This is a genomic window from Thalassospira sp. MCCC 1A01428 (assembly GCF_002115825.1).
In the GTDB taxonomy this organism is placed as follows: Bacteria; Pseudomonadota; Alphaproteobacteria; order Rhodospirillales; family Thalassospiraceae; genus Thalassospira.
Genome location: NZ_JFJZ01000002.1, coordinates 1 through 23,286, shown reverse-complemented (window position 1 = coordinate 23,286; position 23,286 = coordinate 1). Strand labels below are relative to the sequence as shown.

22 protein-coding genes and 1 tRNA gene are annotated in these 23,286 nt (G+C 53.2%); 9 read left to right on the top strand and 14 right to left on the bottom strand.

The annotated features are described in order from the left end of the window. Positions 1 to 174 precede the first annotated feature (174 nt). Complete coding sequence (gene mutS / locus THS27_RS01705; RefSeq protein ID WP_371454916.1) at positions 175 to 2,871, bottom strand: DNA mismatch repair protein MutS; 2,697 nt, start codon at positions 2,869 to 2,871, stop codon at positions 175 to 177. A 161-nt stretch (positions 2,872 to 3,032) separates the two neighbouring features. Here mutS and THS27_RS01700 point away from each other — a divergent pair, with 161 nt between their 5' ends. The 3 genes from THS27_RS01700 (at position 3,033) to THS27_RS01685 (ending at position 6,984) form a co-directional block, all read left to right on the top strand. After that, positions 3,033 to 3,533, top strand: a complete 501-nt coding sequence (locus THS27_RS01700; RefSeq protein ID WP_085587296.1) for a hypothetical protein — start codon at positions 3,033 to 3,035, stop codon at positions 3,531 to 3,533. Positions 3,534 to 4,104: 571 nt separating this feature from the next. Then, entirely contained in the window at positions 4,105 to 6,372 is a 2,268-nt protein-coding gene (locus THS27_RS01690) for an NADP-dependent malic enzyme (RefSeq protein WP_085587294.1), read from the top strand. A gap of 159 nt (positions 6,373 to 6,531) precedes the next feature. Further along, positions 6,532 to 6,984: a hypothetical protein gene (locus THS27_RS01685; RefSeq protein WP_085587293.1), complete on the top strand. Its 453-nt coding sequence runs from the start codon at positions 6,532 to 6,534 to the stop codon at positions 6,982 to 6,984. 161 nt (positions 6,985 to 7,145) lie between these two features. Here the strand turns inward: THS27_RS01685 and THS27_RS01680 are convergent, their stop codons facing one another. The 7 genes from THS27_RS01680 to THS27_RS01645 form a co-directional block, all read right to left on the bottom strand. After that, positions 7,146 to 8,135: a glucosaminidase domain-containing protein gene (locus THS27_RS01680; protein WP_085587292.1), complete on the bottom strand. Its 990-nt coding sequence runs from the start codon at positions 8,133 to 8,135 to the stop codon at positions 7,146 to 7,148. A gap of 477 nt (positions 8,136 to 8,612) precedes the next feature. Then, entirely contained in the window at positions 8,613 to 9,185 is a 573-nt protein-coding gene (locus tag THS27_RS01670; RefSeq protein ID WP_085587290.1) for a NifU family protein, read from the bottom strand. A 149-nt stretch (positions 9,186 to 9,334) separates the two neighbouring features. After that, positions 9,335 to 10,309, bottom strand: a complete 975-nt coding sequence (locus tag THS27_RS01665; protein WP_085587289.1) for a DUF2333 family protein — start codon at positions 10,307 to 10,309, stop codon at positions 9,335 to 9,337. A gap of 70 nt (positions 10,310 to 10,379) precedes the next feature. Then, on the bottom strand, positions 10,380 to 10,913 hold the full coding sequence (locus THS27_RS01660) for a L,D-transpeptidase (protein WP_085587288.1): 534 nt from the start codon (positions 10,911 to 10,913) through the stop codon (positions 10,380 to 10,382). 237 nt (positions 10,914 to 11,150) lie between these two features. Continuing rightward, positions 11,151 to 11,675: an inorganic diphosphatase gene (gene ppa, locus THS27_RS01655; RefSeq protein WP_085587287.1), complete on the bottom strand. Its 525-nt coding sequence runs from the start codon at positions 11,673 to 11,675 to the stop codon at positions 11,151 to 11,153. 165 nt (positions 11,676 to 11,840) lie between these two features. After that, positions 11,841 to 12,689: a glycosyltransferase gene (locus THS27_RS01650; RefSeq protein WP_085587286.1), complete on the bottom strand. Its 849-nt coding sequence runs from the start codon at positions 12,687 to 12,689 to the stop codon at positions 11,841 to 11,843. 102 nt (positions 12,690 to 12,791) lie between these two features. Then, on the bottom strand, positions 12,792 to 13,721 hold the full coding sequence (locus tag THS27_RS01645) for a LysR family transcriptional regulator (protein WP_085587697.1): 930 nt from the start codon (positions 13,719 to 13,721) through the stop codon (positions 12,792 to 12,794). A 250-nt stretch (positions 13,722 to 13,971) separates the two neighbouring features. Here THS27_RS01645 and THS27_RS01640 point away from each other — a divergent pair, with 250 nt between their 5' ends. After that, positions 13,972 to 14,928: a DMT family transporter gene (locus THS27_RS01640; RefSeq protein ID WP_085587285.1), complete on the top strand. Its 957-nt coding sequence runs from the start codon at positions 13,972 to 13,974 to the stop codon at positions 14,926 to 14,928. Positions 14,929 to 14,968: 40 nt separating this feature from the next. On the opposite strand, the gene THS27_RS01635 is transcribed toward THS27_RS01640, so the two are convergent. Genes THS27_RS01635 through THS27_RS01625 form a run of 3 tightly spaced genes read right to left on the bottom strand, consistent with a single transcriptional unit; the run spans position 14,969 to position 16,603 of the window. Further along, a complete protein-coding gene (locus tag THS27_RS01635) occupies positions 14,969 to 15,316 on the bottom strand; it encodes an antibiotic biosynthesis monooxygenase (RefSeq protein ID WP_085587284.1) in 348 nt (115 codons plus the stop codon). Beyond that, positions 15,313 to 15,642, bottom strand: a complete 330-nt coding sequence (locus THS27_RS01630) for an NIPSNAP family protein (RefSeq protein WP_085587283.1) — start codon at positions 15,640 to 15,642, stop codon at positions 15,313 to 15,315. Before THS27_RS01630 ends, THS27_RS01635 begins: the two co-directional genes overlap by 4 nt. Before the next feature lie 46 nt (positions 15,643 to 15,688). Further along, positions 15,689 to 16,603 (bottom strand): DMT family transporter, encoded by a 915-nt coding sequence (locus tag THS27_RS01625; RefSeq protein ID WP_085587282.1) that lies wholly within the window; start codon positions 16,601 to 16,603, stop codon positions 15,689 to 15,691. Between the two features lie 83 nt (positions 16,604 to 16,686). Between THS27_RS01625 and THS27_RS01620 the strand changes: the two genes are divergently transcribed. Then, a complete protein-coding gene (locus THS27_RS01620) occupies positions 16,687 to 17,382 on the top strand; it encodes a helix-turn-helix transcriptional regulator (protein ID WP_085587281.1) in 696 nt (231 codons plus the stop codon). Here the strand turns inward: THS27_RS01620 and cobB are convergent. The 3 genes from cobB to hrcA all read right to left on the bottom strand — a co-directional run bounded on the left by cobB (position 17,349) and on the right by hrcA (position 20,010). Continuing rightward, a complete protein-coding gene (cobB, locus tag THS27_RS01615; protein WP_085587280.1) occupies positions 17,349 to 18,110 on the bottom strand; it encodes a Sir2 family NAD+-dependent deacetylase in 762 nt (253 codons plus the stop codon). The two genes, THS27_RS01620 and cobB, sit on opposite strands and share 34 nt — an antisense overlap. A 144-nt stretch (positions 18,111 to 18,254) precedes the next feature. Beyond that, positions 18,255 to 18,899, bottom strand: coding sequence for a nucleotide exchange factor GrpE (gene grpE, locus THS27_RS01610; RefSeq protein ID WP_085587279.1), 645 nt, complete (start codon positions 18,897 to 18,899; stop codon positions 18,255 to 18,257). 52 nt (positions 18,900 to 18,951) lie between these two features. Further along, on the bottom strand, positions 18,952 to 20,010 hold the full coding sequence (gene hrcA, locus THS27_RS01605) for a heat-inducible transcriptional repressor HrcA (RefSeq protein WP_139835442.1): 1,059 nt from the start codon (positions 20,008 to 20,010) through the stop codon (positions 18,952 to 18,954). Positions 20,011 to 20,272: 262 nt separating this feature from the next. Between hrcA and rph the strand changes: the two genes are divergently transcribed. The 4 genes from rph to THS27_RS01585 all read left to right on the top strand — a co-directional run bounded on the left by rph (position 20,273) and on the right by THS27_RS01585 (position 23,228). Then, positions 20,273 to 20,989 (top strand): ribonuclease PH, encoded by a 717-nt coding sequence (gene rph, locus THS27_RS01600; RefSeq protein ID WP_085587278.1) that lies wholly within the window; start codon positions 20,273 to 20,275, stop codon positions 20,987 to 20,989. Between the two features lie 86 nt (positions 20,990 to 21,075). Continuing rightward, complete coding sequence (rdgB, locus tag THS27_RS01595; protein ID WP_085587277.1) at positions 21,076 to 21,672, top strand: RdgB/HAM1 family non-canonical purine NTP pyrophosphatase; 597 nt, start codon at positions 21,076 to 21,078, stop codon at positions 21,670 to 21,672. 113 nt (positions 21,673 to 21,785) lie between these two features. Continuing rightward, on the top strand, positions 21,786 to 22,973 hold the full coding sequence (hemW, locus tag THS27_RS01590; protein WP_139835441.1) for a radical SAM family heme chaperone HemW: 1,188 nt from the start codon (positions 21,786 to 21,788) through the stop codon (positions 22,971 to 22,973). Positions 22,974 to 23,141: 168 nt separating this feature from the next. Next, positions 23,142 to 23,228: transfer RNA gene (locus THS27_RS01585), tRNA-Leu, on the top strand. The last annotated feature ends 58 nt before the right edge of the window (positions 23,229 to 23,286 follow it).

Sequence of the window (23,286 nt, the reverse complement as noted above, 5' to 3'; positions counted from 1 at the left end):
TTTGGGGGAATATAGCGTTCATCTGTGATCGGGCAATATAACGGCGATTTTTGCGTGCGATGCCTGGCATTACCAGCAAAAACTTTGGCCCGTTGTTTATTTATATATTTGGCAGGAAACCGCTTTTTCCAGTGTTCAATCCGGGATCAGGCAAAACAGCGCAGGTCCCCCGGATCAAAAGGCAGCCTGCTTTTGCAAGTCACGTAACCGGTAAAGGGCATCTAACGCATCGCGTGGCGACATATCGTCGGGGTCCATATTGCCCACGGCATCAAGCAGGGCTTTTTGCTGGTCTGACAGGGCAGGGACCGATGATTTTTCTTCTTTTTCCACTTGCGCCATGGCGGCAGCAAACAGGGGTAAATCATCGGCCAGTTTGGCGACACCACCGCCCTGTTGTCCTTTTTCCAGGGTTTTAAGCACCTGTTCGGCCCGTTTGATCACGGCCTTGGGCAAACCTGCCAGCTGGGCAACATGAATACCGTAGGACCGATCCGCGCTGCCGGGCCCGACCTCGTGTAAAAATACCACTTCCCCCTGCCATTCCTTGATCAGCATGGTATGACACGATAAATGGTCCAGCTTGGCGGCAAGGGCGGTTAATTCGTGGTAATGGGTGGCAAAAAGCCCACGGCATTTATTAATTTCGTGCAGGTTTTCTACCACTGCCCACGCAATGGAAAGGCCGTCAAAGGTGGATGTTCCCCGGCCAATTTCATCCAGAATAACCAGCGAACGGTCGGTCGCCTGATTAATGATGGCGGCAGTTTCCACCATTTCGACCATAAAGGTTGATCGGCCCCGTGCCAGATCATCGGCGGCACCAACCCGTGAAAACAACCGGTCGATGGCACCAATATGCGCCGATTGTGCGGGCACAAAAGCCCCGATTTGCGCCATCACGGCGATCAGGGCATTTTGCCGCAGGAAGGTCGATTTACCCGCCATGTTCGGACCCGTGATCAGCCACAATTTTTGTTCATCTTCCAACCGGCAATCATTGGCAACAAACGGTGATTCGCCAGCCGTACGAAGGGCCGCTTCCACCACCGGGTGGCGGCCGCCACGAATATCAAATGACAGGCTGTTATCAATCACCGGGCGCACGCAGCCCTGATCACGGGCCAGTTCGCCAAGAGAGGATGAAACATCCAGCCCGGCCAATGCCTGGGCACAACGGGCAATCGGGTCGGCATGGGCCAGAACAGATGTTACCAGGTCGGCAAACAGGTCGAGTTCCAGCGCCATTGCCTGATCACCGGCCTTGGAAACCCGGCCTTCAAGTTCGGACAGGGCCACGGTGGTAAAACGCACTGCATTGGCCATGGTTTGACGGTGAATGAATTCGTCAATTTCCATCATTTTATCGGCCTGTTTGGCAGGCACTTCGATAAAATACCCCAGAACGTTGTTATGTTTGACCTTAAGGCTGCTAATCGCGGTTTGTTCGGTATATTGGGCCTGTAAATTGGCGATCAGTTTTTTGCTTTCGCTTGAAAGCATGCGCAATTCATCAAGTGGCGGGTGATAACCCGTGGCGATAAAACCGCCATCACGCGCCATAAGCGGCAGGCTTTCGGATAAGGCCCGGCGCAATAAATCAACCAGATCACCGTGATGGCCCAGCTCGGTTAAATGATCATTTAGCGATGCGGGCAGGGTATCAAGGCTGTTATCTGCCGGGCGATCGAGCAAATTACGGATGGCAAAGGCACACGCCAACCCATCGCGCAATGATGCCAAATCCCGTGGGCCACCCCGACCAATCGACAGGCGTGAAAGCGCACGTTCAATATCAGGGCATTCAGCGAGGGACGCCCGCAAATCGCTGCGCAAATCGTCGTGGTCATGAAAATAGCTAACCAGATCAAGGCGGCGATTAATACTGTCGGCCTCGGTTAACGGGGCCGACAGACGGGCGGCCAGCAAGCGTGCTCCGGCGCCAGTACGGGTACGGTCAATCACCGATAGCAGTGATCCCTTGCGCTCGCCGGTTTGGGTTTGTGTCAGTTCCAGGCTGCGCCGGGTTGCGGCATCAATTTCCATTGCCGCCCCTTGTGCCATCCGTGTGGGCGGCGACAGGCGCGGCATTTGACCCTTTTGGGTCAGTTCAACGTAATCAATCAGCGCGCCCGCTGCCGAAAGTTCGGCGGTCTCAAACCCGCCAAAGGCATCAAGGGCGGCCACGTCATACAGCTTTTTCAGGCGCAATTCGGCATTGGCCGGATCAAACCGGGCCGCAGGCTGCGGGGTGATGATGTTTTTGTAGTCGTTATAAAGATCGAACATTTCCGGGCGGTTCAATAACCGGTCGGAAATCAGAACTTCACCGGGATCAAGCCGGGCAAGGGCGGCCCCCAGAGCGGCCATGGTGCAGGGTTGCACATAAAAATCGCCGGTCGAAATATCCAGCCATGCTACCCCCATTTTCCCGCGCACATCGGCAATGGCGGCAAGGTAGTTATGACGTCGCGCATCAAGCAGGCTGTCTTCGGTCAGGGTACCCGGTGTGATCAGGCGCACCACATCGCGTTTGACCACCGACTTTGCGCCGCGTTTTTTGGCTTCCGCCGGGTCTTCCATTTGTTCGCATACAGCGACACGAAATCCCTTGCGGATCAAACGCTGCAAATAGGTTTCATGGCTGTGAACCGGAACACCGGCCATCGGAATATCGTTTCCCTGATGTTTGCCACGTTTTGTCAGTGCAATATCAAGGGCTTCGGCGGCTTTGACGGCATCGTCAAAAAACAGCTCGTAAAAATCGCCCATACGATAAAACAGCAGGCAATCCTGATACTGTTCTTTCAGTTCAAGGAACTGAACCATCATCGGGGTTGCGCCATCGCGGTTAAAATCGGGTGCGGTCATGGTTTTGTCAGGTGATCCGGGCATTGTGTTCATGGAAGCCTTGATATCAAACCCCGCCGCACTTGGCGAGAGGGGCCGTTATTTTGCCCTAAAGTTTTGCAATATATGATAAAATACTTGTATGAATTTCTATCGGACCAGTGACCCAGGAGAAAACAACAATGTCTGAACAACACAGCACAGCCCAGGTGCCGGAACTGGTCGGCCTGTTTGATACCAAAGAATCCTTTGATGCGGCGGTGCGTGCGCTGACGGATGCCGGGTTCGCCCATACCGACCTTTCCGCCCTTAGCACACATGAATCCATCGATGTTGCCGGCAAGGATGGTCAGTCGTGGTCAGATGTGCTGACCGCAATGTTTGGCGAAGTCAAATACGAGGTGCCATTGGTGGCCTCGGGTGCCATTGCCCTGTTTGGGGGGGCGGCTACAGCGGCCCTTGCATTGGCGATTGGTGCCGGGGTGGGCACAATGGCATTGACTGATTTCATCGACAAGGTCACATCCACCCCCCATACCGAAGAATTCGCCGAGGCGATCAGGGAAGGTTCCGCAGCACTTTGGGTCCGTCTGGACCCGGAAGATGCCAGCAAGGAAGCCCAGGCCCGCGAGATTTTTGCGCTGAATAACGCGCATAATGTTCATATTCACACTAACGATTAAGTGAATACGAACGCTATTTTGAGATTTATGAAGTTAGGCGATCTTGAACGGTCGCCTAACTATTTTGAGAATAACACAGATTCTGCCGTAATATTTACGTTGCTCGTTTTGAAACCGGCATCGAGCCACGATCTTGCATGAGTATGTGAGCCTTGGCGTTCATTGGACCACCATGCTGAATATTGCCGGGCACTCCCGGGCATTCCTGGGTAAATCGAAGCCCAAAACCTTTTCAATTTCCTGATAACGGGCAGACCATTCGGTGCCAGGGAATTTGCGTAAAAAGTAATGCAAGGGGTCGTATTTACCCGCCAGGATTGTCCTTTCAACCTGAGAATGCATTCCACACCCTGCATCTTTTCCGGGAAATGACATTTCGCTGATGTTGCCGTATCCATATTGCTGCGATGCAACATACGGAAAATGCAGGAAAAATCGTGATTTTCATCAACTGGTCCTTTGACCGGCGTGCGGAACCCTGATTTATTAGGTGACCCCCTCAGGCAGTCCCACACTCTGTTTGCGGGTTCACAGCTTTCTCACCCACCATGCAAGCGTCAGTGAAGACATAATGGAAGAAAAAGAAATCAAGGTTCGTGACCGTGAAGCGCTGCTGTTTCATTCCAGTGGCCGCCCCGGAAAAATCGAAATTACCGCCTCCAAGCCGCTGACCACCCAGCGAGACCTGTCTTTGGCATATTCGCCCGGCGTTGCCGTGCCCTGTCTGGAAATTGCCAAAAACCCTGCCACTGCCTATGACTACACATCCAAGGGTAATCTGGTTGCTGTCATTTCCAATGGTACTGCCGTTCTCGGGCTTGGCAATCTGGGCGCACTGGCGTCCAAACCGGTGATGGAAGGCAAGGCGGTTCTGTTTAAACGTTTTGCCGATGTTGACGGGATGGATCTGGAAGTGTCGACCGAAGATGTCGATGAATTCGTTAATTGCGTGCGCTTTTTGGGGGCAACATTTGGCGGTATCAACCTTGAAGATATCAAGGCACCTGAATGTTTCATCATCGAAAGCCGCCTGCGCGAGATTATGGATATTCCCGTATTCCATGATGACCAGCACGGAACCGCGATTATTGCCGCATCGGGCCTGATCAATGCCTGCGATCTGACTGGTCGCAAGCTTGAAGACATCAAGCTGGTGGTGAATGGTGCCGGGGCTGCAGCCATTGCAGTGGCCGAACTGGTCAAAAGCATGGGTGTGACGCCCGATAATGTCATCATGTGTGATTCACGCGGTGTCATTTATAAAGGCCGCGAAGATGGCATGAACCAGTGGAAATCGGCCCATGCCGCCGATACCGATGCCCGTTCGCTTGAAGATGCAATGAAGGGGGCCGATGCCGTATTTGGCCTGTCGGTTAAGGGGGCGATTACCCCGGCCATGGTCAAAAGCATGGCCAAACAGCCGATCATTTTCGCCATGGCAAACCCCGACCCGGAAATTTCACCCGAAGATGTTGCCGAAATTCGCAGCGATGCGATTTGTGCAACCGGCCGCTCGGACTACCCCAACCAGATCAACAATGTGCTGGGTTTCCCCTATATCTTCCGCGGGGCACTTGATGTTCAGGCATCAACGATTAACGAGGAAATGAAAATTGCGGCCGCCAATGCGGTGGCAGCACTGGCGCGCGAAGATGTACCTGACGAAGTGGCTGCCGCCTATTCGGGCCGTCGTTTGCAATATGGACCGGAATATATCATTCCCGCCCCGTTTGATCCGCGCCTGATTATTGCCGTGCCCAAGGCGGTTGCCCAGGCGGCAATGGATAGCGGTGTTGCCCGCAAGCCGATTTTTGATATGGCTGAATATGAAAATCAGCTGCGTAGCCGTCTGGATCCGACAGCGGCCCATTTGCAACTGATTTCCGATTATGTGCGTGCGCATCCCAAACGGATCGCCTTTGCCGAAGGCGAGGAAGAAACCGTTATTCGTGCCGCTGCGGCGTTTCGTAATTCCGGTTATGGCACGCCCATTCTGGTCGGGCGTGAAGACCGTATTATCGAAACGGCAAAATCGCTGGGGATCGAAAGCCTGGACGGGGTTGAAATTACCAACGCTGCCCTGACCACGGATAACCGCAAATATGCTGAATTTCTGTATCAACGGTTGCAGCGCAAAGGCTATTTGTGGCGTGATTGCCAGCGCATGGTCAACCAGAAGCGCAACGTGTTTGCCGCTGCCATGGTCGCCATGGGCCAGGCCGATGGCATGATTACCGGGTTAACGCGGAACTTTAACCGCAGCTTCACCGATATCAGCACCGTGATTGATGCCAAGGATGGCGAAATCCCGATGGGTCTGTCGATTGCGATTGCCAAGGGTCGGACGGTGTTTATTGCTGATACCCGTGTTCATGACGAACCCGATGCTGAACAACTGGCCGAAATTGCCATTCAGGCGGCCAAAAAGGCGCGACAGCTGGGGCATGAACCACGTGTGGCGATGATTTCTCACTCCACATTTGGCAATCCCTGGACCAAGGATACCGACCGGATTCGCGAAGCGGTGTCGATCCTTGAAAATTCGGATGTAGATTTTGAATTTGACGGCGATATGAGCGTCGATGTCGCACTTGATACCGAACTTTTAAAACTCTATCCGTTCTGTCGTTTGTCAGGACCGGCCAATGTTCTGGTAATGCCAGCCCTTCATGCTGCGACCACAGCGTCCAAATTGCTGGGTAAACTTGGCGGGGGCACCGTTATTGGCCCTGTCATGATTGGTTTGGCCAAACCGGCCCAGATCACCCAGATGGGTGCGACTGTGAACGATCTGGTTAATCTGGCAGCTCTTGCTGCACACGAAGCCGAACACGGCTAGGGCGGAATGCCGTAAACTCCCCAATCATGGCTGTGGGTTGTGCATGGGGAAAAAGATATGTTTTGATATGGCGGAAATTGGCAAAATCCGATTTCCGCCATATCTGTTTCATAGACGGCTGTTATAAATCGCGGACAAAATAAGGAAGGATTTCACCTGATGCAGCGTTTTGCCCGTATTTTTGCATTTTTACTGATTTTTCCGGTACTGGCGGGGTGTAATGATGCCGTAAAGGCCGAACCTAGCCCCGATGAAATTACCACGGCAGTGATTGAACGTTTTCGCAATGACCCTTATGCCCGGGTGGCTCATGTTGAAAATGTCCATAAAACCAACAGCGTTAGCGATGGTGAAGGTGCTGTAACTGTCATGGTCAGCTATGACATGGTTTTTGATCGCAGCATTTCCGATTTCGCCGATGACGTGGTGGAACAAAGCAAACAGGCCGAAAATCTTGATGCGGCGGGGGCAGCTGCGCGTGACGCCGTGGATGTTTTGAAAATGAAAATGCTGGCCCTGAAAGAAGGCGGCTTTACCGTGGGGGATCGTCGCGGGGTTAGCAATGAAATCCGTTTGGTGAAGTCCGAAAAAGGCTGGATCTATCGCCCATAAGGTAAGCTGGTTGAGCAAAACCGGATAGGGCCTTCGATTATTGGCCGGTGATACTTACTGTGCCCATGCCAATCGCCCATTCAGAGGGCGTCTATCGAATTATAAAAAAGGGTGCCGTATTTGGCACCCTTTTGTCGTTTTTGCATTTTGTTTTGTGCTGCTTAGCCTTGCAGGGATGCCAGCAAATTGGGGGGCGGCGGCACATCATCAACGGCAAATTTCATTGCATCAAGCGTATCAAGGTCGTTGGCCTTCATGATCGCATGCAGGGACTGAACATAATCTTCGCCCCGTTCGGAATATTTGATCAGGGTTTTGGCAAGTTCCCAACCGGTAATATCGCTTCCTTCAGCCCGAAGATTGGCGCGTTGTTCGCGTAGCGCTTCATAGGCCGGGTGGGAATTGATATTCACGGCATAGGCGCGGACTGAATCCATCAAGGTATCAAACGCCTTGATGACATGGGTTTTACCCAGTTCGCGGTCTTCGGGAACAATGCCTTCTTCCTCGTTATAGGCCCACTGGCCAAACAGGGCGTTGCCCTTACGCACAAAGCGGGATGTGCCCCATCCACTTTCTTCAGCCGATTGCGCCAAAATAAGCGAAGGCGGAATGATGTCGATGCGTTCCAGCAGGGCGGCAATGCCACCACCGTCTACGCGATAGCGTTTCATCATTTTTTCGACCCATTTTTGCTGGGTCGGGGTGGCAGGAACACCGGCATATTCATTGCTTTGGATCGATAACAAACGATCACGACGGGCGGCAATTTCTTCGTTTACCCGCAATGCAAGCGGCAGGATAATGCGCAAAAAGATCTGTTTGCGCTCCGCAACCGAGCTTAGATCGCGCAGGCCCTTGGGGACACGTTTGATATAGACACGCGGAATTTCAACGGCACTAGCCAGTTTATAGTCGATGCTTTTAAAATACTGGTCGAGCGCGACCACTTCCGGGTCACGCTGATAAAGTTTTTTAACCTTGGGTTTTTCCGGTTTGACCGGCACCACAATTGACGCATCAATGACCATACCGGCCGGTTTCGGGGCGATATCGAAGCCGCCAAACATCAGCACATACTGTAATCCCACAGCGCCAACTAATGACGCCAGTGCGACTTTGGTAAATGTACTCTGATTTGCGCTACTCATTCATCTCTCTCCAGGATCATTGAACCTGTTCGTTTTCTGCGCATGAATATCTATGACCGGACCGCGGTATTGGCGCAATCCGAAAAAATACACACAGCAAAAACCCCCACCAATGCTTGCGTTGCGGATCAGAACAGCAACGCATCGCGAGCGAAAAAGTTCGCACGCAGGGCAAAAATAGTTACGAATCGGTTAATGATGGATGTTTTCATCCTGTTTTTATGGGGCCAAAACACTGTGTTTTGTACCCCGTGCCTGTTGGGCTACCATCTATAGTAAGACGCATCTTACATGACGCGCAGATTGGTTCCTGTGCTGCATATCACATGCAGGGAACCGATAGGTGGCCGACAGGGTCGCAAGCGGGTCGCAATATTCGCGCCGATATTTTATCGGTCAGTCTTTTTAGTACCAAACACCAATAGCCCATAAATTCGGCGCGAATATGAAAATATCTTGGTCAGACGGTGAATACGATCAGTATTCGGCCATCACCGGCTCAACAGCCTGAACTTCCGGAACATAATAACGCAGCATGTTTTCGATCCCCATTTTCAGGGTCGCGGTGCTGCTGGGGCAGCCAGAGCAGGCCCCATGCATTTCCAGATAGACAACGCCGTCTTCAAATTTGTGAAAAACGATATCGCCACCATCCTGGGCCACGGCCGGACGCACACGGGTATCGAGCAGTTCCTTGATCTGGGTTACCAGTTCATCATCTCCTTCGGCCGCCGAGCTGGTGGCTTTGGTTGCATCGCTGCCCTGATCGAGAACCGGTTGGCCCGAAGTGTAGTGCTCCATGATCCCGCCCAGAATTTGCGGTTTCAGGGTTTGCCATTCGCGGCTGTCTTCTTTGGTGATGGTGATAAAATCACCGCCCAGAAACACACCGGTAATACCGTCAACTTCAAACAGTTTGCGCGCCAGCGGCGATTTCACATGTTCATCGTTGCTGGTGAAATTTGCGGTACCCTGGCGTCCCATAACTTCTTCGCCCGGAAGAAATTTAAGGGTGGCCGGATTCGGGGTGGGTTCGGTTTGTATGAACATTTTCACCAAGTCCTTTTGCTGTGGCGCCGCAGTCATGGCACATGCGGCAGCCCTCATGTCTTTCTCTTTGGTCTCTAAATGGGCCAATTTTGATAAAAGATCAAGTCCGACCATGCAACTCAGGTATTCGGAAAAATACCATATTGGGCCTAGCGTTGCAGGATACTGATGATTTCATTCATCTGGGTGCGTGCGCGCAACAGGTAAAAACCCAGTCCGGCAAGATGGTTGGGCAGGATAATGCCATCGGCCGAGCCATTGATCACGACAACCGGGTCCAGTCTGGAGGCGGCCTGCAAGGATGCCACCATTTCTGCCCACACCTGGCTAACCTGGCGTTCGTTAAGGATGTTTTCAAAATCGGTGCCCAAATCCCGTAAAATCAGGCTATAGGCGTAAAGCCGACCCTTGGTGGCGTAAAAAACGTCATCAGCGGTGGTGTCAAAAATGGATGGATTGATCACCTTGTTATCAATCAGGGCCGATGCGGACCCCAGATCGTTGGCGATCCGTCCGAGTGTTTCCTGCAAATTGTCTGCGCGGCGTTCAAAGGCAGCGTTCCCACTTGCCAGTCGTTCGTTATAGCGCCGCAACGCTGAAATCGCCTGGCGGTATTGCTGTTCGGATGACACACCGGGCAAAAGCGAAATGCTGGGATCAAATACCCATTTGTCACCGCGGAATTTTAAAACACCGGCAGCGTTATCGAGATCACTATCGACCTGGCTGGAGCCGCGCGCCCGACCGATCTGGTCTGAAAGTTCGATTGCGAATCGCGACAGGGCGTAAATAATTCCGCTCTGGAAATTCGGCATATTGTCCAGCGCGGCACCGGGCATGAAGAACGGGTCATTTGCCGTCCATTGATGCTGGTTAACTTCGCGGTCAATCAGGCCGATGGCGGTGGCAACGGCGTGGCTGCCGCCCTGGTAATCGCCGCTAAAATCGGGATTATCGTCGATTTTCTGAACAATCAGCATCCCGACCGGATAATAGATCAGGCACAGAACCACAATGACGGCAAATGCACGCAGCCAGAAACGTCCGCTGCCAAAAAATTTGCGCAGTTTTGCGCCAAATCCTTTAATGCCGCCCTTGGTGTATAGATAATCGTCTTCGATCATGTTCTGTCCCGGTCTGATAAATGTACGGCCTTGAACCTAGGATGTTGCAGGTTTGCCTGCAAGGGTATGTTCAAGTCATGCCAATGCAAAGGCGGCTGTAGACGTCGCAATTTGCCAAAATTGTTTCCAGATCATTTTTTGCCAGCGCAATGCATCCTTCGGTTCCATCGTATGCCGGGCGGGCAATATGCATGAAGATTGCTGATCCATAGCACGGTATTGCGGGGTCGTCATTGTGGTTCAGGGTCACGATCAGGTCATAGATGCCGTCGTCGCGCCAAAGTTTTTCATGGCTGCCTGCAAATGGCAGGTGTACAGGGCGGTTATAGGCCACATTATGTACATCGTCACACCAGCCATCGTCTTTGGCTATGGTATAAACAGGCAGGTTTGTTCGCGGTGGCGCAACCCGGTCGGCCCGATACATCACATATCGCAAATGCCAAATTCCAATCGGGCTGGCACCATCACCCTCGTTTTTGTTGTGCTGCATTCCGGTTTTGCCAATTGCTGCCCGGTATGTCTGTCCGCCAAAGGCAAGCTCTCCGTTTTTATTCACGGTGATGTCGCTATGTCGGGCCGGGTTGGGGGCAAAACTATCCATCAAGTCGTACCTGTGACAGGGGAATGATACACACGTTAACGCATTTAAATGACCATGAGCGGTTAGGGCGATATTGAATTTTGCCCCGGCATGGTCGCTGGCATCGCTGCGATATTTTCAGATGATATATACTATATTGCGCCATTTCGACGGTGCCAAAAACAACAACGCCCCGCATTTCTGCGAGGCGTTGAAATTAGTCATGCCCGTTATGTTGGTCAGAACGGGCGGGCATCATTATTTTGCGAAACGTTCAATCGCAACATTGATCAGTTCGGCGGCGGTGTCTGCACCTTTCCAGCCGGTGACCTTAACCCATTTGCCTTTTTCCAGATCCTTGTAGCGTTCAAAGAAATGCTGGATCTGGTCGCGCAGGATTTCGGGCAGATCTTCGTGCGATTTGATGTCCTTATAGTAAGGATCAACTTTTTCGTGCGGCACGCAGATCAGTTTTTCGTCCATGCCTGCTTCATCTTCCATCATCAGCACGCCAATCGGGCGTGCACGAATGACAGAACCGGCAACAACAGGCTGGCGGAACATGACCATGGCATCAACCGGGTCGCCATCTTCACCCAGGGTGTTGGGGATGAAGCCGTAATTGACCGGATAATACATCGAGGTATGCAGGAAACGGTCAACGAACAAGGCGCCGGAATCCTTGTCGACTTCGTATTTGATCGGCCCGCCCTGCGGGATTTCAATAACAACATTGACGTCCCAGGGAACGTCTTTACCAACCGCAATCTTGCTGAGGTCCATCGGGGAAACACCCTTTCGCGTTTGCTTCAGATCGCCCGTTGCCGGGCTTTGATATGGGATTCATCTACGCGCCCTTGGCAGGCGTGCAAAAATGATGCGGCCCTTTTATCGCGAAATGCGCCATGTTCCAAGAACGCGCTTGTGCGTCCTTGGTCGTGTAGGGGGTTATTCTGCGGCTTCGGGGGATAAAAATATGCTTTTTCCCGGTAGGAACCGGGTTGCATCCTGTTCAAGATTCTTGAAATGAACCCCGTTATTGTCAGAACCGGCATGGCGCTGGGCAATTTTTCGACCATGAAACAGATGCAAGACTGGCGAGCTGTATTCCAGGTTTTTGCGCCGCAAACCGGACCTTAACAATCGCAGGACAAAGTCCGAATCTTCCATTCCATGGCCTTCATAGGATTCATCAAAACCTGCTACCCGGTCGATATCACTGCGGAAAACAGCAAGGTTGCAGGTTTGGGCCTTTTTCCAGCAATTTTCGTGTTTCCACAGGCCTTTGTCTGTTTGCAACATCGGTACAAACTGGAACGGGCGGTTACACTGGCCGGTCAGGCCCAGCCCGAACAGGGCAGCCCGCGGCCATTTATGAAAGGCCAGCTGGGTGCGCAACAGCAAGTCGGTAAAGCGACGTTTAAGGAAAACCCGTTTTCCCGTCACAAAACAACCCGGTGTTGCCGCCTGACGATGGCGGGCAATAAAATCGGGCATGACACAGCAATCGCCATCAATAAACAGCACCAGATCGCCATGACACATTGAAAGCGCGCCATTTCGGGCACGGGCAACACGAAAACCGGAATCTTTTTGCCAGAAATGATGAACAGGAACGGGGGAACGGCTGGCAAATTTTTCAATAAGATCGCGGGTTTCGCGATCAGAACCATCATCGGCGATGACGATTTCAAAATGTCGGTCTTTTTGATCAATCAGTGATTGCAAAACCATGGCAAGTGCCGATGACCAGTTATAGGTGGTCACGATAACCGATACCAGATTTACCTTGGACATCTTCCCCCCGGATGAATTCTGATTAATACCAATATTGCCCCTCAACAATATTGTGCCAGAAGGTTGTACAGGCCTGAAAGGTATTTCGCAACAAAGTGAAGGTTACAGTGATGTGTTTTCACGCGATTGCGGGCCGATCTGGTCGCGAATCCAGTTCGCGGCGGCCATTACGGCGGGGTCGCGTTCTCGCGACGGGCGGATCAGCAAGCGGTACCACCAGCTTGACATGAAGTCGGGGAAATTAAGGGCAACCAGTTCGCCGCGATCAACATATTTGCGCGCCACCACATCGGTACTTGCGACAATGCCATGTCCTTCGCGTGCGGCTTCCAGCGCCCATATATGGTGGCTGAATGTCCAGCAGTCAGACAGGGCGAAATGTGTTTCCTCAAACCACGAGTTGATTTGCGAAAACTGTTCGCTGTCGCTGTCGATCAGTAAAATGTCGCGGGGTTCAAGGCGTGAAACATCGACAGTGTTTTCGTTCAGGCCCCGTTGTTTCAGCCATTGCGGGGATACCAGCGCATGGTAAATTTCCGGGGTTAGAAGTTCCATTGTCCAGCCCTCCGGGCCGGGCAGGTCTTTCGGGGCGATTTGCAGGGCAATATCAATTTCTAACGGATCAAGATCGTCATCAAATTCGATTTTACGAAATTGCACCGGGATATCGCCGGGCATGGCGTTTCTCAGGCTTTCCAGCTCTTCGATCAGGATGCTAAGGGCCGGGGTTGCCAGCGCACCAATGCGAATGGCACGCCCCTTGTCGGGGCCGATTTCGCTAGTGATGCCGGAAATATCATCCAGGGCAGCGGTCAGGCGCGGTAATAGCTGACGCGCCGATTTGGTCAGCGATAATCCGCGTCCCTTACGCACAAACAATACAACACCAACGCTTTCTTCAAGCTGGCGCAACTGGTGGCTGATCGCACTTTGGGTAACATTCAGCTCTTCGGCGGCATCCTTCACACTTTGATGACGGGCGGTGGCTTCAAAGGCGACAAGGGCGCGTAAGGGCGGTAATTTGCGACGCATGATGGATGGTTTTCCGCTAACAGGCATTGTGGGCTGGTTCTGTTTAACAGGACCGGCATTTTGTTTGGCACAAAATTTTCTCATCGGTCGGTGAAAACTCTTCATTCGTTTTTTTGAATAGTTCCGGGCAATATGTCGTCCAGAGAGGGTTTCCATACCCTATGTCTCCTTGCGCCACCCGCAGTTCTGACTGATCCCGGCTTTGGAAACTCCCTCTTTATCCTTTTCATCTGAACACAGGAATTTGGCTATGACCCGGACGCTGACGCGCCTGAGCGGAAATTTGCGCGGCGTTTTATGGATGACAGCTGCAATGGCGTCGGGCGTTTTTGTCGATGTGTGCGCCAAGCTGGTTTCAGCCGAAATTCCAACCGCCCAGATTTTGGCGATGCGTGCCATTTTAACCGTCGTGGTGTTTGTTGTGGTGGTCTGTTTTGTGGGCACCCGGCAAATCCGCACCCGCCGCCCAATGGCGCATATTGCCAGGGGCGTGTTGTGGTATGGCTCGCTTTTTTGTGTCTTTTTTGCCTTGCGCCAAATGAGCATCAGCGAGGTTAACGCCTATCTGTTTATCGAGGCCCTGCTGACAGTGATGCTGGCGGTGGTGTTTTTTGGTGAAAAACTGACGGCGCGTAAAATTGGTGCGACGGTATTGGGGCTTGTCGGCGTCTGGGTGATGTGTGTACCCAAAATGGACGGTTTTGGCGTGCCGCTGGGCATTGCTGCGGCATTGTTCGGGGCGTTCTGCTTTTCGGCCCAAACCCTTTTTGCCAAGGTTATGGTCCGCACTGAAACCAACTTTTCAATGCTGTTCTGGCCGCAACTGATTGCTGTGGTAATCTGGTTGCCGGTGGCCATTATCATGTGGCAACCGGCCAGCATCGCCGATTGGGCACTGTCGGGCGGGGCGGGCTTTTTTGCCATGTCGACCAATTACATGGTTTTGCGGGCTGTTCGTGTTGCCGATGCCAGTGTTATTTCCCCCGCCGCCTATACCGCTTTGCCGTTCTCAATGGCGATGGATCTGATCTTTTTCGACATGTTGCCAATGCCGATTATTTTTGTCGGGGCCGGGTTGGTGGTGCTGGCGGTGATGCTGCTTGATTTCAAAGGCGGGGCCAGACCGGCCACCGCCGATGAACCGGATGAAAAAACGTTAAAAGACGATTCTTCATCAAAGGTGAAGTGTGCAGATGCACAGGTTTGATCATGTCGGGCCGCGCGGTCCGGCGGTATAATAAGTATATTTATATATCGTGATGATGGTGCGAATCGGCTGGCACTTCATCACGGGCGATCATGCCGTAATCGCGCATCACGGTGGCAACCCGCAGGCGGTAATCCTGAAATATCTGGTGACGGCCTGTGGTTTGGGCCAGGCGGTGTGCCTCCAGGTTTCGCCACGCCTTAACCGCATCCTCGTCGCGCCAGAATGACAGGGATAAAATTTTGCCCGGTGTGCTGATGCTTTCAAAGCGTTCGATTGATATGAAGCCGTCAATCTCATCAAGCAGTGGTCGCAAGGTACCGGCGATATCGAAATAGTCGTTTATCCGGTCCGGTTTGGGCGTTACTTCAAAAATAACGGCGATCATGGTTTGATCCTTGTGCCATGCGGGCCAGAGGCCAGACGGTAAAACTGCCGGTCTTCGCGGCGAATGAATTGTTCTTTTTGGGCGAAACGGTAATTTTCCTGCCCCAGTGGATCATTTTGCAGGCGCTGGCGATAGGCCTCGTAGGCCGCCAGATCGGGCAGCGAATAAACCCCATAGGCGGTGGTTGTTGTGCCTTCATGCGGGGCGAAATAACCAATCAGGTCTGCCCCGCAACGCGGGATCGCCTGACCCCAGTTACGCGCATATTCGGCGAAGGCGTCTTTTTTGTAAGGGTCGATTTCATAGCGGATAAAACAGGTCAGCATTTGACGGTTTCCTGGTTGCTGAAAAATTAAATGAAGGGTCGGGGAGTTATGCGGGGTTGGTGGCAATCGGGCGCGGTTTGCGCGGCCAATTGATGACAGCAACGCCGGACAGGGCGCAGAAAATGCCTGCCAGTGTCAGAGGGCCGATTTTTTCACCCAGGAACAAAACCCCCAGGGCAACGCCAATTCCGGCGCGCAAATAGCTTTGGCTGGCAACCCCCATCGAGCCTAGCGTGCGCACCAGCCGAAAATAAATCATCAGCGCCATACCGGTGCAAAATACCGACAGCATAAGAACCGCGATAATCGCACGGGGTGCCGGGGTTAATGTCCAGGGCTGGTCAAGCAACAGACTTGCTGGGATCAGGCAAATGCTGGCCCATACCATGGTGCCTGCCGCTGTGACGGGTGCTGAAAGTGTGCCAAAATGTTTGCCATAAATGGCCCCGCAGGCATAAAGCAGGGCGCCTGGCAATATGGCTGCCTGGCCACCAATATTAGCGCCAAGACCGCGTAAAGCATCGGGGCCGACAATCATGACGACACCGGCAACACCCAGCATTGCGCCAATCAGTTTTGCTTTGTTTACCGTTTCGTGGCGGGTGACAAACAAGGTGATAAAGAACAGAAAAACCGGGGATGTGGAATTAAGTACGCTGGCAAGCCCGCTATCGACATATTGCTGGCCCCATGCCAGCACCGTCCAGGCGCCAATCGAATTGAAAATGGCCTGAACCAGCAACATTCGCCATGTTTTGCCATCACGTGGAAATTTATCATTCCGCCATAGAACAACACCGGTCAAAAACAGGGCCGAAATGCTTACCCGCATTGCAATCAGGGTGATGGGTGGAATGTCCACAAGGGCGATTTTGATGAAAATATAGGACGTCCCCCATAAAAGGGCGAGAATAGCCAGCAACAGAAACTCGGTTGCCAAACTGGTTTTGGGGTTTTGCATGATGGATCCTGCATCGGGAAAACATACGAACTTTGGCCATTATCCCGATTGTGCGACTGCAATGTTTCGATTAACATCGAACTATGAAAGAAGGACCCGACATTGCCCGTGTGGCGGCGTTAATTGGTGATCCGGCGCGGGCCAATATGTTGACCGCGCTGATGGCGGGCCGTGCCTTAACCGCAACCGAACTGGCACAGGAAGCCGGGGTAACCGCACAAACCGCGAGTTCGCACCTGGCAAAGCTGCAAGAAGGCGGCATTATTGATGCCCGCAAACAGGGGCGGCATCGGTATTTCACCCTTGGTAATGCTGATATCGTTGAATTGCTGGAAACCCTGATGGGCATTGCCCAGCGCACCGGTCAGAATCGTGTGCGTACCGGCCCCAAAGACCCGGCATTGCGCAAGGCCCGCATCTGTTATGACCATTTGGCCGGGGAAATGGGGGTGGTTCTGTTTGAAAACCTGCAACAGCGTCAGCTCGTTACCTTTGAGCCCGGCGGCGATATCAAGCTGACCGATGCCGGGGCTGATTTTGTCGCAGGGTTTGGCCTTGATCTGGCTCATATGCGGCAATTGCGGCGCCCGTTGTGTCGTGAATGTCTGGATTGGTCGATGCGGCGTTCGCATCTGGCAGGGGCGCTGGGGGCGGGATTATTGCAACGTATGCTGGATTTGGGCTGGGCACGGCGGTTACGCGACTCGCGCGTGGTGGATTTTACGCCGAAAGGCGAGCGGGCCTTTTACGATTTGTTTTCTGCCCGACCCAACAGCTGATCGACAAAGGCCGGAACCGTTTGGGTGGCAGGTCCATAAATACCATTATCAAACAGGCTGGCACCATCGCTGGGTTCAAGGTTGATTTCGATGGTTTCGGCCCCGGCTTGGTGATGGGCAATTTCAACAAACCCGGCGGCCGGATAAACATTGCCTGATGTACCAATCGATATAAACAGCCCGCATTTTTCCAGCGCGCTGTAAATCCGTTCCATTTCCAGCGGCATTTCGCCAAACCACACAACATGGGGCCGCAAGCCACCTGTATGACCGCACCGGGCACAGGTATCTGCGCTGCCTAGGTCATTTTGCCAGGGGGAAATGGCGAAGCAGTGAAGGCACTGCACTTTTAACAGCTCGCCATGCATATGGATCAGGTTTTGGCTGCCTGCACGATCGTGTAGATCATCAATATTCTGGGTCACCAGCAACACATCCCCCGGCCAGTTCTTTTCCAGATCGGCAAGCGCATGATGGGCGGCATTGGGAATGACGGCCGGGTCGTGCAAAATTTTGCGGCGGTCATTATAAAAGCTGTGAACCAGGGCCGGGTTGTTTTCAAATGCCTCGGGTGTGGCGACTTCGGAAATATCGTATTTCGCCCAAATCCCGTCCGGGTCGCGAAAGGTATGCAACCCGCTTTCGCGCGATATGCCGGCTCCGGTTAAAATGACAATCGGCGCAGCCTCATCACGCAAGACATCAATAATAGTGCGGGAAAGAGACATGATGGCCCCTCGTGTTTACGTGCAATTACAATGATTTTAATTCAATATTTAAATTAATTTATCAATGTTTGCGGGCAAACTCAAAAAAATGGCCCCGATCACCGGGGGTGCGGGGCCATTTTGCGAAATCAATGTGTTAACCGCTTATGCTGAAGTATCAACATTACTGCCCGGTTCGCTGCCCGCATCAGGCGCGGAACCTTCGGGTTTTTTGGCAACGCCGACCATTGCCGGGCGCAATAGCCGATCCTTGATGACGTAACCTGCCTGCATCACCTGGGCGACATGGCCTTCGGGATGTTCGTTACTCGGCATCTCAAACACGGCCTGGTGTTTGTTCGGATCCAGTTTTTCGCCCAGCGGTTCCAGCTTTTCAATACCGTTCTGCTCGAACGATTTCAACAGGGTGCGCTCCGTCATTTCAACGCCTTCGATCAGCGTTTTCATGGCTTCGTTCTGGTTGGCACCATCGCCTGCTGCTTCAAGGGCGCGCCGCAGATTATCGCCGACATCCAGAAGGTCGCGGGCAAATTTGGTAATTGCGTAATTGGCCGAATCCTCGACATCCTTTTTGGCGCGACGGCGAATGTTTTCGGCTTCGGCAGCGGTGCGCAACATCCGGTCTTTCAGTTCGGCATTTTCGGCCTGAAGGGCTGCGATGATTTCATCGGCTTCATTTGCCCCGTCCTGCGCAATGTCTTCCTGCGCGGCTTCTTCGGCGGCAACCTGCTCGGCCGGTGTTGCGTCCTGCATTTCTTCCTCGGTGGTGTTTTTTGCGGTTTCCGTCATGTGTTGGACTACCTTCATTTGTTGTGTGGCCTGACACGCAGCGCCACAAAATTTAACCAATCAGTCGCCCGACCAGTTTGGCGGTATAGTCGACCAGCGGAATTATGCGGGCATAATTGATCCGCGTCGGTCCGACAACCCCGATTGCGCCGACAATGCTTCCTTCGGCGTTCTGATAGGGCGATATCACCATCGACAAACCCGATCCACCAAACAGCTTGTTTTCGGTTCCGATAAAAATCTGAACCCCTTCCGCCTCTGATGTAACGTCCAAAAGCTCGATCATCTGGTCTCGGGCTTCCAGAACATTAAACAGCCGTCGAACGGTTTCAAGTTGTTCAATGGTCGCAATATTTTCCAGCAGCTGGGATTGCCCCTTAATGATCAGCGATGAATCTTTTACACCACCTGCCCAGGTCGCAATGCCTGCATCAATCAGATTGGCCGATAAAACGTCGAGCTCGGTCTGAATGCGGTCCCGCTCGCGCGCGACCAGAAGGCGTGCATCATCAAGAGTCTTTCCAGCTAGCTGCGTATTTAGATAATTCGCCGCCTCTGTCAATGCCGAGGTCGGCAAATTGGCCGGAACATCGACAATGCGGTTTTCCACACTGCCATTTTGTGCCACCAGCACAGCCAGCACCTTGCCGGGTGAAAGTGGCACGAATTCGATTTGTTTAAGGCGTAATCCGTCGGTTTTGGGCGCAACCACCAACCCGGCACAGCGCGACAGACCCGAAAGCATGCTGGTGGCTTCGCCCAGCATTTCATCAAGCGAATAGCCCGCCCGTTCACAGTTTTTGGTCAGTTGGTCACGTTCCGCATTGGGAAGGTCACCAACCTCCATCAAGGCATTCACAAACAGCCGCAGCCCTTTTTCGCTGGGCAGTCGCCCGGCGGAAATATGCGGTGCCACCAGCAGGCCCTGATCTTCAAGATCGGACATGACATTGCGCACGGTGGCAGCCGAAAGTTTTTCCGACAGGCGCCGCGCAATGGTCCGCGAGCCAATCGGTTCGCCGGTTTCAACATAGGCATCTACGATCTGGCGAAACACTTCGCGGGATCGCTCATTCAGATCGCCCAGCATTGTGTTGTCCATAAGTGCCATTTGAAACATTGTTCCATGCGGTTTTGCTATATCTTGCTGAATTTAGACAGCCCGTATCGCGCCGTCAATTGCGCGCTGTGGCAGGGCCGGGCGGTTAATTCCCCTGATTGTCCATTGTACGGCTGTTTTCACGTCAGCGATACAGGTGAAACCGGCGAAAATACTGGACCTTTGGGGGAGGGACCATTAGCTTGGCCCCATTCCAGATTTGGCCCGGATTGCATTTCGGGTCCTTTAATCATTTTGTTATGAGGTTTCCTTCATGCGCCCTTCCGGTCGTTCCCTTGATCAGCTTCGCGATATCACCATCGAAACCGGTGTCAGCAAATATGCCGAAGGCTCCTGCCTGATTAAATTTGGCGATACCCATGTGTTGTGTACCGCAACGGTTGAAGACAAGGTGCCGGGCTGGATGCGCAATTCGGGCAAGGGCTGGATTACAGCTGAATATGGCATGTTGCCGCGCGCAACCGATTCGCGCATGCAGCGCGAAGCCACCCGGGGCAGCCAGTCGGGCCGTACCCAGGAAATCCAGCGTTTGATCGGTCGTTCCATCCGCGCGGTCACCGATCTTAAAGCCATGGGCGAAATGCAGATGCGCCTTGATTGTGATGTGATCCAGGCTGATGGCGGCACGCGCACCGCGTCAATCACCGGGGCCTATATTGCCGCTCATATCGCGTTTCAGGGGGTGCGTCGCCTTGGCCTGATCAAGGAAATTCCCTTTACCCAGGCTGTTGCCGCCATCTCCTGTGGTATTTACAAAGGCACCCCGGTTCTGGATCTTGATTACGCCGAAGACAGCAATGCCGGGGCCGATGCCAATTTTGTGCTGGCAGGCAAGGGCGGGCTGGTTGAAGTTCAGGCGACTGCCGAAGATGTACCGTTTGAACGCGATGCGTTTGATCAGATGCTGGATCTGGCGCGCAAGGGCTGTGACGAGCTGTTTGCCAAACAGCGCGCTGCACTGGGCCTGTAAAACGGGTTTTTGGCCCGGGATCAAAGATTAACGGCCAAAAACCAAAAAACTGAACGTGTTTAATCCTGATACTTGCAGGCCGGAAAATGGTACGTCGCTTTACGGAAAAAAAGCTGGTGATTGCCAGCCACAACAAAGGCAAGATCGTTGAAATTGCAGCGCTTCTTGCCCCTTTTGGAATCGAGGTGGTTTCGGCGGGTGATCTGGGCTTGCCAGAACCTGAAGAAACCGAAAACTCGTTTATTGGCAATGCGCAATTAAAGGCCCTTGCCGCCGCACGGGCGGCTAAACTGCCTGCATTGGCCGATGATTCGGGCATGGCGGTCTGGGCACTGGACGGTGCGCCGGGCATTTATTCGGCGCGCTGGGCTGGCCCGGACCGGGATTTTGACCTGGCGATGCAAAAGGTGCAAACGGCGGTGGGCAACCATCCTGACCGCCGGGCGGATTTTGTCTGTGCGCTGTCTTTGGCCTGGCCGGACGACCATGTTGAAAATTTCGAAGGCCGCATCGAAGGCGATCTGGTTTGGCCAAAGCGTGGTAAAAACGGTTTCGGGTATGACCCGATGTTTCAGCCACGTGGTTATGACCAAACCTTTGGTGAAATGCCTGCCGACAAAAAACATGAAATGAGCCATCGTGCCCTAGCTTTTGACTTGCTGGTAAAGGCCTGTTTTGCATAAAGGCCTGATCCGGCTTATCTGATCTCGGGCACCGTCGGTTGATATCGGCGGTGCCTGAATTTTATGAGCCCCGGGTGGGGCTGTGTTTTCCGCTGCCATGAAAGACCATACCGTTGATAACGCCCGAAACCGTCCCGTTTGGTATTTATATCCACTGGCCGTTTTGCCTGTCGAAATGCCCTTATTGCGATTTCAACAGCCATGTTGCCAGCCATGTGGATCACGCCCGTTGGCGCGCCGCATTGCGGGCCGAACTGGCGGTGGGGGCTGCGCGGCATCCGGACAGGGTGGTGGGATCAATCTTTTTTGGTGGTGGTACACCCTCGCTGATGGACCCGGAAACCGCCGGGGCGCTGATTGCGGATATTAAAACATACTGGCGGGTTGCCGATGATGTTGAAATCACGCTCGAAGCCAACCCCGGTACGGTTGAGATTGACCGTTTCTCGGCCTTTGCCGCCAATGGTATTAACCGGGTATCGCTAGGTATTCAGGCCCTGAACGACCGCGATCTGGAATTTCTGGGCCGGGTCCATAATGCAACAGAGGCCCGCCGTGCGCTTGATGTGGCAACCACTGTATTTGATCGTTTTTCGTTTGATCTGATTTACGCGCGGCCGGATCATAACCCGGCGGCTTGGCGCCGCGAATTGCGCGAAGGGCTTGATATCGCCAATGGGCATATCTCGCTTTATCAGCTGACGATTGAGCCGGGAACGCGGTTTTATACCTTGCATCAGCGCGGCGAGCTGAAAGTCCCGGGTGAAGATCTGGCGGCAGAGCTTTACGATATTACCCAGGAAGAAACCGAACTGGCCGGCTATCGGTGTTACGAAGTTTCCAATCACGCCAAACCGGGGCAGGAAAGCCGCCATAACCTGGTTTACTGGCGTTATGGCGATTATCTGGGGATCGGCCCCGGCGCGCATGGTCGCGAAGCCGTGGTGGGCACAGACGGGCATATTACGCCGATGGCGGTGCGCCGTCACCGTGCGCCCGATATCTGGCTTGATCGGGTCGAGAAGCTTGGCCACGGCACCCAGGAAGAAGTCGCGCTGGAAAGCGACGAACGTTTGATTGAAATGGTGATGATGGGATTACGCCTTAACGAGGCGATTCCCCTCTCGCGGTTTGACCGTGTGGCGGACGCTGGCCCACGTGATGTGCTGGATGCTGAACGCCTCGAAACCCTGATTGTTTCGGGTGATCTGGTGTGTGACGATGCCGGTTTGCGGGCGACACAGCAGGGCCGTAACCGGTTGAACGGGGTTCTGGCCTATCTTTTCGATCAGTCGGTTTAGGAACGGGTGTGGTGGAAATGGCGGATTTTTGCCATTTTTACGGCTTTGGTAAAAAACGGCAAAAACTTCGGCAGAAACTTCAAAAAAGTTTGTTGACACTTGTTTGTCAGCGCGTATATTCCGCCCCGTTCCGGACGACAAATCCGGGGCATACCAGACAGCCCCTAAGCCCAGGTGGCGGAATTGGTAGACGCGCTGGCTTCAGGTGCCAGTGGCCGCAAGGTCGTGGAAGTTCGAGTCTTCTCCTGGGCACCATACCCCAGTACATCAAACGATGTGCTGGGGTATTGTTGTTTCAGGGCTGATTTTGCCT